The 11,073-nt window shown below is 70.5% G+C and carries 12 protein-coding genes and 1 tRNA gene; 9 read left to right on the forward strand and 4 right to left on the reverse strand.

All coding sequences use genetic code 11. The annotated features are described in order from the left end of the window. Positions 1-90: 90 nt before the first annotated feature. Positions 91-1,296, reverse strand: coding sequence for a pyridoxal phosphate-dependent aminotransferase (locus ACFE67_RS07925; RefSeq protein ID WP_375406331.1), 1,206 nt, complete (start codon positions 1,294-1,296; stop codon positions 91-93). Positions 1,297-1,404: 108 nt separating this feature from the next. On the opposite strand from ACFE67_RS07925, the gene ACFE67_RS07930 reads away from it, so the two are divergent. The 5 genes from ACFE67_RS07930 to rplA all read left to right on the forward strand — a co-directional run bounded on the left by ACFE67_RS07930 (position 1,405) and on the right by rplA (position 4,305). Continuing rightward, positions 1,405-1,477: transfer RNA gene (locus ACFE67_RS07930), tRNA-Trp, on the forward strand. Positions 1,478-1,525: 48 nt separating this feature from the next. Then, on the forward strand, positions 1,526-1,798 hold the full coding sequence (secE, locus tag ACFE67_RS07935; RefSeq protein ID WP_375406332.1) for a preprotein translocase subunit SecE: 273 nt from the start codon (positions 1,526-1,528) through the stop codon (positions 1,796-1,798). Positions 1,799-1,890: 92 nt separating this feature from the next. Then, positions 1,891-2,961: a transcription termination/antitermination protein NusG gene (gene nusG / locus ACFE67_RS07940; protein WP_375406333.1), complete on the forward strand. Its 1,071-nt coding sequence runs from the start codon at positions 1,891-1,893 to the stop codon at positions 2,959-2,961. A 208-nt stretch (positions 2,962-3,169) separates the two neighbouring features. Continuing rightward, entirely contained in the window at positions 3,170-3,598 is a 429-nt protein-coding gene (gene rplK, locus ACFE67_RS07945) for a 50S ribosomal protein L11 (RefSeq protein ID WP_375406334.1), read from the forward strand. 14 nt (positions 3,599-3,612) lie between these two features. Continuing rightward, entirely contained in the window at positions 3,613-4,305 is a 693-nt protein-coding gene (rplA, locus tag ACFE67_RS07950; RefSeq protein WP_375406335.1) for a 50S ribosomal protein L1, read from the forward strand. A gap of 82 nt (positions 4,306-4,387) precedes the next feature. Here the strand turns inward: rplA and ACFE67_RS07955 are convergent, their stop codons facing one another. Next, on the reverse strand, positions 4,388-5,398 hold the full coding sequence (locus ACFE67_RS07955) for an NADP-dependent oxidoreductase (RefSeq protein ID WP_375406336.1): 1,011 nt from the start codon (positions 5,396-5,398) through the stop codon (positions 4,388-4,390). 258 nt (positions 5,399-5,656) lie between these two features. Here ACFE67_RS07955 and ACFE67_RS07960 point away from each other — a divergent pair, with 258 nt between their 5' ends. Together ACFE67_RS07960 and ACFE67_RS07965 are read left to right on the forward strand one after the other, a co-directional pair. After that, positions 5,657-6,409, forward strand: coding sequence for a response regulator transcription factor (locus ACFE67_RS07960; RefSeq protein WP_375406337.1), 753 nt, complete (start codon positions 5,657-5,659; stop codon positions 6,407-6,409). A 28-nt stretch (positions 6,410-6,437) separates the two neighbouring features. Beyond that, positions 6,438-7,913 (forward strand): ATP-binding protein, encoded by a 1,476-nt coding sequence (locus ACFE67_RS07965; protein WP_375406338.1) that lies wholly within the window; start codon positions 6,438-6,440, stop codon positions 7,911-7,913. A gap of 76 nt (positions 7,914-7,989) precedes the next feature. Here ACFE67_RS07965 and ACFE67_RS07970 read toward each other — a convergent pair whose 3' ends face one another. Beyond that, a complete protein-coding gene (locus ACFE67_RS07970) occupies positions 7,990-8,982 on the reverse strand; it encodes a 1-phosphofructokinase family hexose kinase (RefSeq protein WP_375406339.1) in 993 nt (330 codons plus the stop codon). Positions 8,983-9,042: 60 nt separating this feature from the next. Then, on the reverse strand, positions 9,043-9,741 hold the full coding sequence (locus ACFE67_RS07975; RefSeq protein ID WP_375406340.1) for a YoaK family protein: 699 nt from the start codon (positions 9,739-9,741) through the stop codon (positions 9,043-9,045). Between the two features lie 90 nt (positions 9,742-9,831). Here ACFE67_RS07975 and ACFE67_RS07980 point away from each other — a divergent pair, with 90 nt between their 5' ends. Further along, positions 9,832-10,914: an acetamidase/formamidase family protein gene (locus ACFE67_RS07980; RefSeq protein WP_375406341.1), complete on the forward strand. Its 1,083-nt coding sequence runs from the start codon at positions 9,832-9,834 to the stop codon at positions 10,912-10,914. Between the two features lie 52 nt (positions 10,915-10,966). Continuing rightward, positions 10,967-11,073, forward strand: a 107-nt coding sequence (locus tag ACFE67_RS07985; protein WP_375406343.1) for an AtzH-like domain-containing protein, incomplete at its 3' end; no start/stop codon positions are given.

Below are 11,073 nucleotides of genomic sequence, written 5' to 3' on the forward strand. Positions count from 1 at the left end.
GCGGTGGTGTTCACGGATCAGGGGATCCGGCGGCGCGAAGCGCCTGCCGGATCCCCACTGTGCTGATCTGCACAGTCGTGAACACCGAACTCAGGCGAAGAAGGCGGCGAGGCGCGCGACGCCCTCTGCGAGCTGGTCGTCGCCGAGCGCGTAGCTGAGGCGGAGGTAGCCGCTCGGGCCGAACGCCTCGCCCGGGACGACCGCGACCTCGAGCCGTTCGAGCAGCAGATCGGCGAGCTCGAGCGTCGTGGTCGGCGTGCTGCCTCCCCACTCGCGGCCGAGCAGCGCGGTCACGTCGGGGTAGACGTAGAACGCGCCCTGCGGCGTCGGCGTGCGGAAGCCCGGGATCGCGTTCAGCCCGCCCACGATCGCCGTCCTGCGTCGGTCGAACGCCTGCCGCATCGCTTCGATCGGCTCGGTCGGGCCATCCAGGGCGGCGATCGCCGCGCGCTGCGCGACGTTGTTCACGTTCGACGACAGGTGGGACTGGAGGTCGCTCGCTCCCTTGATGGCCGCAGCGGGGCCGACCATCCAGCCGACCCGCCAGCCGGTCATGGCGTAGGTCTTCGCGACGCCGTTGACCAGCACGGCCTGACCGGCGAGCTCGGGCACCGCCTCAACGATCGAGATCGCCCTCACCCCGTCGTAGACGAGGTTCTGGTAGATCTCGTCGGTCATCACCCAGATGCCGTGCTCGAGCGCCCACTCGCCGATCGCGCGGGTCTCCTCCTCCGGGTACACCGCTCCGGTCGGGTTGGAGGGGGACACGAACACGAGCAGCTTCGTGCGCGGGGTCCTGGCGGCCTCGAGCTGCTCGACCGTGACCCGGTACTCCTGGTCGGCGCCGGCGAACACCTCGACCGGCACGCCGCCCGCCAGCTTCACCACCTCGGGGTAGGTGACCCAGAACGGACTGGGGATGATGACCTCGTCGCCGTCGCCGACGAGCGTCTGCACGGTCTGGAAGACCGCATGCTTGCCGCCGTTCGTCACGATGACCTGCGCGGGGGAGACCTCGAGGCCGCTGTCGCGCAGCGTCTTGGCCGCGATGGCCTCCCGCAGCTCGGGCAGACCCGCCGCCGGCGTGTAGTGGTGGTTGCGCGGATCGCGGGTGGCGCGCTCGGCCGCCTCCACGACGTGCTGCGGGGTGTCGAAGTCCGGCTCGCCCGCCGCGTAGCTGACGACGGGGCGGCCCGCGGCCTTCAGGGCCTTCGCCTTCGAATCGACCTTCAGGGTCGCGGACTCGGCGATGCCGGCGATGCGGGGAGCGATGGGGCCTGGTGCGGTGCGGGGCACGGTCGTCAAGCGTACCGGCGCGCTCGCGGCACGGGCGGAGCCCGCTGCTACACTTGCGGCGCCCATGAGGTGGTGGCGTGCGTGCGTGCACCCGTCACGGGCAGCCCTAGGGCGGTGGCTCAATTGGTAGAGCAGCGGTCTCCAAAACCGCAGGTTGCAGGTTCAAGTCCTGTCCGCCCTGCGAGAACGGCCTCGGCACGAGGACGACGACGGCGAGAGGAGGACCCAGGTGGCACGCAGAGTGCTCGATGAGCCCGGCGAGGACGTCGTCGCGGTCGCGAAGCTCGAACGGCAGGCCCGGCGCGGTCCGATCGCCCGGATCGCCCTCTTCCTCCGCCAGGTCGTCGCCGAGCTGCGCAAGGTGGTCACCCCCACCTGGCGGGAGCTCGTGACCTACACCGGGGTGGTACTCGGCTTCGTCGTCGTGATGATGGCGATCGTGTACGCGCTGGACATCGGGTTCGGCGCACTCGTGGTGTGGGTCTTCTCCGGCTCCGGCTGAGCCGAGCACAAGACAGAGCAGGACGCCGTCCGCCCGCGCACCCTTCGCGGGCGAGGAAGCGGCGTCATCGATCCAGAAGGAATCCGTACACCGTGGCCAAGTCCCATCGCGACGAGCTCGATCTCGAGACCGAATTCGAGCAGAACGCCGGCGCCGACGAGGGTTCCCCCGAACTCGCGCTGTCCGAAGACTCGCACCTGCCCAGTCGGGCGGAGCAGCTCGAGTCCGCGACCGAGGCGGAGCGGCTGAACGTCGTCCGCCAGGACGAGGAGCAGAACCTGCAGGAGGAGCTCGACGCGATCGAGGAGGCCGCGGATCCCGATGCGGACCGCGCGGTGGACGAGGCGCTCGAGGTCCACGATCCCGCCGACTACGAGGCCGCCGCCGAGGCGACCGAGGACGAGAGCGACGAGGCGTTCGAGGAGGCCGCTGCCGCCGGGGACGCGGAGGTCGTCTCCGAGGGCATCGCCGCCGACCTCGCGACGTCGACGCTCGGCGATGCCGAGCTGGATGCGGACGCCGACGAGGTCGAGATCGACCCGTACGACGCGTTCCGCACCGAGCTGCGCGGCAAGCTCGGCAAGTGGTACGTCATCCACTCCTACGCCGGCTTCGAGAAGCGCGTGAAGCAGAACATCGAGCAGCGCAAGACGACGCTCGCGCAGGAGGACGCGATCTACGAGGTCCAGGTCCCGATGGAGGACGTGGTCGAGATCAAGAACGGCCAGCGCAAGCTCGTCAACCGCGTCCGGATCCCCGGCTACGTGCTGGTCCGGATGGACCTGAACGAGGAGTCCTGGTCGCTCGTGCGGCATACGCCGGGCGTCACCGGCTTCGTGGGCAACGCGCACAACCCGACACCGCTGCGCTTCAACGAGGCGTTCGAGATGCTGAAGGGCATGGTCGAGATCGCCGAGGCGCCCGCGAAGGCCGGTGCTGCGGCGGCCAAGGGCGGCCGCGGCGGCGGGCTCCGCACCGCGATCCCCGCCGAGGTCGACTTCGAGGTCGGCGAGACGATCACGATCAAGGAGGGCTCGTTCGCGGGCCTCCCCGGCACGATCAACGAGATCAAGCCGGAGAGCGGCAAGCTCATCGTGCTCGTGTCGCTCTTCGAGCGCGAGACGCCGGTCGAGCTCAGCTTCGACCAGGTCACCAAGCTCTGAGTTCATTGCTTTCGATCCGCAGGCGGATCGAAAGCTGTATCGTACCGACGCGCTGAACGCGCGTCGGCTGACGACGGCCGGTCGAGTCAGCCTCGATCAGGCGTAGACTACTTCGTCGGCCTTCGGGCCGCGGAACCACGCCGTGCACAGGCACGGAGGTGGGAGCAGACGCGCGGCACTCGCCCGCGTCTTCGAGAGAGAAGGAATCATGGCTCGCCAGAAGAAGGTGACCGGCCTGATCAAGCTCCAGATCAAGGCGGGCGCCGCAAACCCGGCGCCTCCGATCGGGCCCGCGCTCGGTCAGCACGGCGTCAACATCATGGAGTTCTGTAAGGCGTACAACACGGCGACCGAGTCGCAGCGCGGCAACGTTATCCCCGTCGAGATCACCGTCTACGAGGACCGCACGTTCACGTTCGTCCTGAAGACCCCGCCCGCCGCCGAGCTGATCAAGAAGGCCGCCGGCGTCGCCAAGGGTTCCTCGACCCCGCACACGGCCAAGGTGGGTCACCTCACCCGTGTCCAGGTGCGCGAGATCGCCCAGACGAAGCAGCCCGACCTGAACGCCAACGACCTCGATGCCGCCGCGAAGATCATCGCCGGCACCGCACGGTCCATGGGCATCACGGTCGAGTAGGGGAGCGGACACTCATGGCTCAGAAGAGCAAGGCGTACCGCGCTGCGGCCGCCAAGATCGAAGAAGGCAAGTTCTACTCCTCCGACGAGGCGCTGACCCTTGCGAAGGAGACCGGTTCGGCGAAGTTCGACTCCACCGTCGAGGTCGCCCTGAAGCTCGGCGTCGACGTGCGCAAGGCGGACCAGATCGTGCGCGGCACGGTCTCGCTGCCCCACGGCACCGGCAAGACGCAGCGCGTCATCGTGTTCGCGATCGGCCCGGCCGCCGAGGCCGCGATCGCGGCGGGCGCCGACGAGGTCGGTGGCGACGACCTGATCGCCCGCGTCGCAGCCGGCTGGACCGACTTCGACGCCGCCGTCGCGACGCCGGACCTCATGGGCAAGGTCGGCCGCCTGGGCCGCGTGCTCGGCCCGCGCGGGCTCATGCCGAACCCGCGTACCGGCACCGTGACCCCGGACGCGGCGAAGGCCGTGTCCGAGATCAAGGGCGGCCGTATCGAGTTCCGCACGGACAAGCACTCCAACGTGCACTTCGTCGTCGGCAAGGCCGGCTTCTCGGAGGCCGCGCTGGCGGAGAACTTCCAGGCGGCGGTCGACGAGATCAACCGTCTGAAGCCCTCCTCCTCGAAGGGTCGCTACATCCAGAAGGCGTCGGTTTCGACGACCTTCGGCCCGGGCATCCCCCTGGACGTCGCCGCGCTGGCGTAGTACTCGCTGTTCACGGATCAGGGGATCCGGCGTAGGGCGCCTCGCGCCCGCCGCCGGATCCCCTGATCCGTGAACGGCGTCGTCAATAGCCGGAGATCTGGATCACGACCTTGCCTCGGACGTGACCGGCCTCCAGGAGGCGCTGGGCGTCGGCGATGCGGGCGAGCGGGAAGACCTCCTGCACCGAGACGCGGAGATCGCCGGAGTCGATCAGCCGGCCGATCACGGCGAGCGTTGCCGCGTCCGGCACCATCCGGTATGTCGTCGCCCGCACACCGGCACGCGCGGCATCGTCCATCAGCGTGGGCCAGGTGCCGCTCGACACGTTGACGACCAGGCCACCCGGCCGGAGCACGGCGAGGGATCGCGGCCCGGTGTGGTCGAACCGGTCGCCCACGAGGTCGATGACCGTGTCCACCTCCGCGACGACATCCTCGAATCGCGTCGTGGTGTGGTCGACGGTCTCGCTCGCCCCGAGCTCGTGCAGCCAGCTCGTGTTACGGCCCGACGCGGTGGCGATCACGTGCGCGCCGAAGTAGGCGGCGAGCTGCACCGCGAGGTGCCCGACGCCGCCCGCTCCTGCATGGATCAGGATCCGCTGGCCCTCATGCGCCTTCGCGAGCTCCACGACCGCACCCCATGCGGTGATCGCGGCGAGCGGGACGGCCGCCGCCTCCGCGTGCGACAGCACCATCGGCTTCGGGGCGACCTGCTGGGCCGGCACGGTCAGGTACTCGGCGAAGCTGCCGGTGGAACGCGGCGCCGCGCTCACCCCGTAGACCTCGTCGCCGGGCTGCAGCCGGAACGCCTCGTACGGTGCCTGCACGACGACGCCGCTGAAGTCGTGGCCGAGCACCGCCGGGAAGCACTGCACCCCCGCGGCGGCGCCCTGCCCGGCTCGCGTCGTGACATCGATCTGGTTCAGTCCCGCCGCGACGACACGGATCAGCAGCTCTCCGACGACCGGTGTCGGCATCGTCACGTCGGCGATGCGCAGCGTGCCCGCGTCGCCGAAGTGATCGAGCACGACCGCCCGCATCATCTCGCTGCTCGCCGGTGGGACCGCTGTCGCGACCTCGCTGTGGAGTGTCATCGTGCCTCCGGTCCGTCCGGTGAGGGACTCGTGCTGCTCCGGGCCATTCCATCGGGTCAGTGATTCGGCGCTGTTTCGGCGGGATCACCGCTGTGGAACAGGACTGCGCGCGCGCTCCCGGGCGTGGCGGACCGATCAGACCCTCGAAGTCGACTTCTCCGAGACGTGTGAGCGCTTTCGACATCGGTCGTTCCCAAGATCCGCATGCCAGGTCCTCACGCAGTTCATAGGAACCTGCGGTTCTCTAGAGACGTGTCCGTGACTCGACCCGCCTCCGAGGCCGCCCAGCAGAGCCGTCCCCGCCTCAAGCACCCGGACGGCAGTCCCATCCGCGTGCTCGTCGTGGACGATGAGCCGACCCTCACCGACCTGCTGCAGATGGCCCTCCGCTACGAGGGCTGGGAGGTCAAGACGGCCGCCGACGGTCGCCGCGCCCTCGCGCTCGCCCGCGAGTTCCGTCCCGACGCGATCGTGCTGGACATGATGCTGCCCGACATCGACGGCATGCAGGTGCTGTCCCGCGTGCGGCAGGACGGCCAGCAGACCGCGGTCCTGTTCCTCACGGCGAAGGACTCGCTCGAGGACCGCATCAACGGCCTCACCGCGGGCGGCGACGACTACGTGACGAAGCCGTTCAGCCTCGAGGAGCTCGTCGCGCGGCTCCGCGGCCTCATCCGCCGCTCGATGCTCACCGCGAACGAGGAGGAGGACCCGCGACTCGTCGTCGGCGACCTCGTGCTCGACGAGGACAGCCACGAGGTCTCCCGCGGCGGCGAGCAGATCGACCTGACCGCGACCGAGTTCGAGCTGCTCCGCTATCTGATGCGCAACCCGCGTCGCGTGCTGTCGAAGACGCAGATACTCGACCGGGTGTGGAACTACGACTTCGGCGGCAAGTCCAGCGTCGTCGAGATCTACATCTCCTACCTCCGCCGCAAGCTCGACGCCGGCCGCACGCCGATGATCCACACGGTCCGCGGCGCCGGCTACATGCTGAAGGCGGCGGAGTAACCCTCCGGGCTCTCCGGGCGCGAACGTGATGCACTTCTCGAGTTGGACGCTGCGCAGCCGGCTCATCGGGCTGACCGTGCTGCTCGTAGCGGTGACGAGTGTGCTCATCGGCGGCGTGATGTCGTTCGTCGTCCGGCAGTCGTTCGTCACGCAGTTCGATCAGGGACTCACGAACTCCGCTCAGGGCGTCGGCCGCGCGATCACGTACAACAACGGCAGCGTGCCCATCGGGCCGTACGGCGTCGACGAGGGAACCGTCCTCGCCTACTATCCGCAGTTCGGCGTCCCGAGCGGGTACCTGATCTCGAACTCGGAGAATGCGAGCCCCTTCTCGAGTGCCCAGCTGAGCGCGCTGGAGGAGGCCGCCGGAGCCACCTCCCGTCCGGAGAATCAGGATCGTGCCGCGCTCACCGCGGAACTCGACGGTCGCGAGTACCGCTTCACGGTGACCGGCGGGCCGGGGGGAGGCACGATCGTGGTGGGCAAGCCCACCAGCGTGCTGAACACCGAGATCGCGGGGGCGCTCGCGCCGATCGCGATCGTCGTCATGCTCGCGATCGTGCTCGCGGGGCTGCTCGGCGCGCTCATCATCGGCCGGGCGCTGCGCCCGCTCCGCAGGGTCGCGCGGGTCGCCTCGAACGTCGCCTCCCTGCCGCTCGAGCGGGGCGACGTCGAGCTACCCGAGCGGGTGCCGGAGGAGGACACGAACCCGCACACGGAGGTGGGCCAGGTCGGTTCCGCGCTGAACAACCTGCTCGACTCGGTGCAGACCGCGCTCGCCGTGCGCCAGGCGAGCGAGGAGAAGGTGCGGCACTTCGTCGCGGATGCGAGCCACGAGCTTCGGACGCCGCTCGCCTCAATCCGCGGCTACGCGGAGCTGACGCGGCGCTTCGGCGGCCCGCTGACCGAGGACGTGCAGCACAACATCGGTCGGATCGAATCCGAGGCGATGCGGATGACGAGCCTCGTCGAGGACCTGCTGCTGCTGGCGCGGCTCGACGCCGAGCGCGAGCTCGAGACCCGCGACGTCGACCTCTCGCGGATGCTCGTCGATGTGCTCAGCGACGCGAACGCCGCCGGACCGGACCACGTCTGGGAACTCGACCTGCCCGAGGAACCGGTGACGGTGCGCGGCGACGAGGCGAAGCTGCAGCAGGTCTTCACGAACCTGCTCGCGAACGCCCGGGTGCACACGCCCGCCGGCACCACGGTCGTCCTCGAGCTCACCGAGCCGAAGGACGGTCACGTGCTCGCGCGGGTGCGGGACGACGGGCCCGGCATCCCCGAGAACCTGCGGCCGAAGCTGTTCGGCCGCTTCGTCCGCGGCGACTCCTCGCGTGCCAGGACGACGGGCAGCACGGGCCTCGGCCTGTCTATCGTGAGCGCGGTCGTGGAGGCGCACCACGGCACGGTCTCCGTCGCCTCCGAACCGGGCACGACCGTCTTCACCGTCCAGCTCCCGGTCGAGCAGCCCGTGGTGACCAAGGAGCCCCAGCCCGCCTGACGCCGGTGTTCACGGATCAGGGGATCCGGGGCGCGGAGCGCCACCGGATCCCCTGATCCGTGAACACCTTCAGCTGCTACTTCGTGACCAGGTGGGTGGTCTCGAGGAGGACGCGAGCCGGGTCCGGAGCCGCGACGGTCGGTACGGGGGCGTCCTCGAGGCCCGTGATCAGGGTCGTCGGCAGCGAGACCGCGAGCGCGCCCCAGGAGACGGCGGTCGACAGGGCGCGCTCGAGGTCGAGCTCGCCGTCGCTGTCCTGACGGATCGAATGGCCGAGGAACCCGGCGAGCGTGGCGTCGCCAGCGCCCGTCGTGTTGACGAGCCGCGGCGCGACCGCCGCCCCCCAGAACGCCGCGTCCTCCGTGATCGCCAGCGCGCCGTCGGCGCCGAGCGAGACCAGCGCGACCTCGACGCCTCCGCGGTTCAGCTCCCGGCCCGCGTCGAGCGCCTCCCCGATCGTCGCGAGGTTCCTGCCGACGAGGTTCGCGAGCTCGTCCGCGTTGGGCTTGATCAGGTTCACGAGCCCGCTCGTCACGAGCCGGTCGAGCGGGACGCCGCTGGTGTCGAGTGCGACCCGGACCCCCGCCTCGCGGGCACGCTCGAACAGCGAGGTCATGTCGACGTAGTCGCCGGTGTCGCTGTTGAAGGGGTGCGTGCCGGAGGCGCAGAGCCAGTCGGCGTCCATCTCGACGAGCTGCTCGACCGTGAGGTCGACGACGCGGTCCCAGTCCGTGGTCGACATCGGGATCGCCGACTGGTTCACGTTCGTGGTCCGCCCGCCGTCCTCCACGATCGCGGTGTTGACCCGGATCCGGCCCTGGATCGGCATGATCCGCAGGATGTGCGGGTAGGGGGTCCGGAACAGCAGGTGCTCGTCGTCGCGGCCGATCGGCATCACCGCCGCGACCTGCGTGCGTGCCAGGTGCAGCGTGCGGGCCACGTTCAGGCCCTTGCCGCTCATGTACTCGTGGACCTCGACCGCGCGGTTGACCTTGCCGGGCGCCATCGATGCGACGAGGTAGGTGCGGTCCAGCACCGGGGCCGGGGTCAGGGTGACGACGCCGCTCACGAATCGTCCTTCCGAGGTGTCGCGCCGCGCAGGGACGAGCCCTGAGCGATCTGCTGCACTCTACTGAGCGCGGTCCGCGAGCTCCTTCGCGGCGGTGCGGCCACCGACCGCGCCGAGCACGGCGACGGCGACGAGCAGCGCGGCGGCGAGGGCGAGCCCGAGCCAGAACGCGACGAGCAGCAGCGCGGCGCCGGACAGTGCGCCGAGCGCGAGCAGCACCACCGCCGCGAGGCGCCGGAACCACGCCTGGCCCGTGCTGCGACCGAGCCTCGAGTCGAAGGCGAGCCCGGCGAGGGTGGAGGTGATCACCACGGTCGTCACGTCGGTCACCGCGATGTGGCGAGCGGCACCGGCCTGCATGCCCATCGCGACGGCGAGCAGCGCCGTGACCGGGAGGCCGATAGCCGGTTCGGCGGGCGTCGAGGTCGCGAACGTGGTCGGCACGAGCGCGATCAGCAGCAGCACGGCGGCGGTCGACAGCACCCAGGTGTCGCGACGGTGCCAGCCCTTCGGCACGCCGCGGAGGAATCGGCCCGCGACCGTCGCGCCCACGACGAAGCCGGCGAGCGCGACGATCGGCCCGACGATCGGCAGGCCGTCCTGCCCGGTCAGCCCCATCGCGAGGATGACCACGTTGCCCGTCATGTTCGCGGTGAACACCTTGTCGAGGCCGAGGTAGCCGATCGCGTCGACCACGCCGGTCGAGAAGGTGAGGACGAGCATCAGGGTGAGGTGGAGCCTCGCCTGGTCGCGCAGCATGTCGTGTCCCTCCTGGGGGCGGGCCCCCATCCAATCGGCGTGGTGTCTCGGCCCGATAACGTTGGTGCGTCCTCGACGTGCGGAGGTGGCATGCGCTTCGACCTGTCGGGCTGGACCGCGGTTCAGCCCGGGAGCGACGCGCAGACGTATCTGCCGTCGACGCCCGAGACCGTGCTGTGGGGGCGGCTGCCCTGCGGCGCGGATGAACCGGTGCTCTCGGTCGCCTCCGGCTCGGTCGTCACGATCGACACCCTCTCGCATGAAGGCCTGCTGCCCGACCAGGGGCAGGACCCCGTCGCCTTCTTCGGCCGCGAGGGCGTGCCGCCGCAGCTCGTGCTCGACGACGCGATCCGGGTCGCTGCGGCGTGCACCCGCGACGAGATCGACGGCCCCCACGTGGTGACCGGCCCGATCGCGGTGCGCGGCGCGCAGCCGGGCGACCTGCTCCGCATCGACGTGCTCGAGCTCGAGCCGCGCGTGCCGTACGGCGTGATCTCGAACCGGCACGGCCGCGGCGCCCTGCCCGGGGAGTACCCGGAGGGGGACGAGTCGGTCAGCGTGTTCGCCGCGGTCGCCGAGCGCGACGGCGCGCTCGTCGGCGTGCTGCCACGGGGCGCGGGAACGGACGCGATCGCCCGGTTCCCGCTCGCGCCCTTCCTCGGGATCATGGGCGTCGCAGCGGCAGGGGAGGAGCGCCCGCACTCCGTCCCGCCCGGTGCATACGGCGGCAACATCGACGTGAAGCTGCTCGTCGAGGGCACGTCGCTGCTGCTGCCGGTCCAGGTCGACGACGCGCTCGCCTACGTCGGCGACCCGCACTTCGCGCAGGGCGACGGCGAGGTCGCGCTGACCGCGATGGAGGCGTCGCTGCGGGCGACCCTCCGCTTCTGCGTGATCCCCCGATCGGTGGCGCTGCAGGAGTACGGCGCCGTGACCGGGCCGCTCGTCGTCACACCCGAGTTCCTGGTACCGACCGGACTGAGCGAGGACCTCGACGAGGCGGTGCAGCACTGCGTCCGGGCCGCGATCGAGCTGCTGCATGCCCGATTCGGCATGGACCGCGCGAACGCGCTGGCCTACCTCTCCGCCGCGACCGACTTCGACATCTCCCAGGTCGTCGACCTGGTGAAGGGCGTCCACGCGAAGATCCGGATCGCCGACTTCGATGCCTGAGATCGACACCACTGCTGCGGTGCACGCGGATGCCGAGCCGCCGATCGGCCTGATGGAGGCGTTCTGGCGCTACGAGCAGGCACTGATGGCCGACGACGTGCCCGCGCTCGACGCGCTCTTCGCCGACGGGCCGTGGACGCTGCGCGGCGACGCCGGCGG

The organism is uncultured Amnibacterium sp., assembly GCF_964244015.1.
Lineage (GTDB): Bacteria > Actinomycetota > Actinomycetes > Actinomycetales > Microbacteriaceae > Amnibacterium.

What these genes read in the sequence shown, in the direction of transcription:
- rplA (WP_375406335.1), top strand. Translation starts at nt 3,613, where the DNA reads ATGGCTCAGAAGAGCAAGGCGTACCGCGCTGCGGCCGCCAAGATCGAA.
- ACFE67_RS07975 (WP_375406340.1), bottom strand. Translation starts at nt 9,741, where the DNA reads ATGCTGCGCGACCAGGCGAGGCTCCACCTCACCCTGATGCTCGTCCTC.
- ACFE67_RS07955 (WP_375406336.1), bottom strand. Translation starts at nt 5,398, where the DNA reads ATGACACTCCACAGCGAGGTCGCGACAGCGGTCCCACCGGCGAGCAGC.
- ACFE67_RS07965 (WP_375406338.1), top strand. Translation starts at nt 6,438, where the DNA reads ATGCACTTCTCGAGTTGGACGCTGCGCAGCCGGCTCATCGGGCTGACC.
- rplK (WP_375406334.1), top strand. Translation starts at nt 3,170, where the DNA reads ATGGCTCGCCAGAAGAAGGTGACCGGCCTGATCAAGCTCCAGATCAAG.
- ACFE67_RS07980 (WP_375406341.1), top strand. Translation starts at nt 9,832, where the DNA reads ATGCGCTTCGACCTGTCGGGCTGGACCGCGGTTCAGCCCGGGAGCGAC.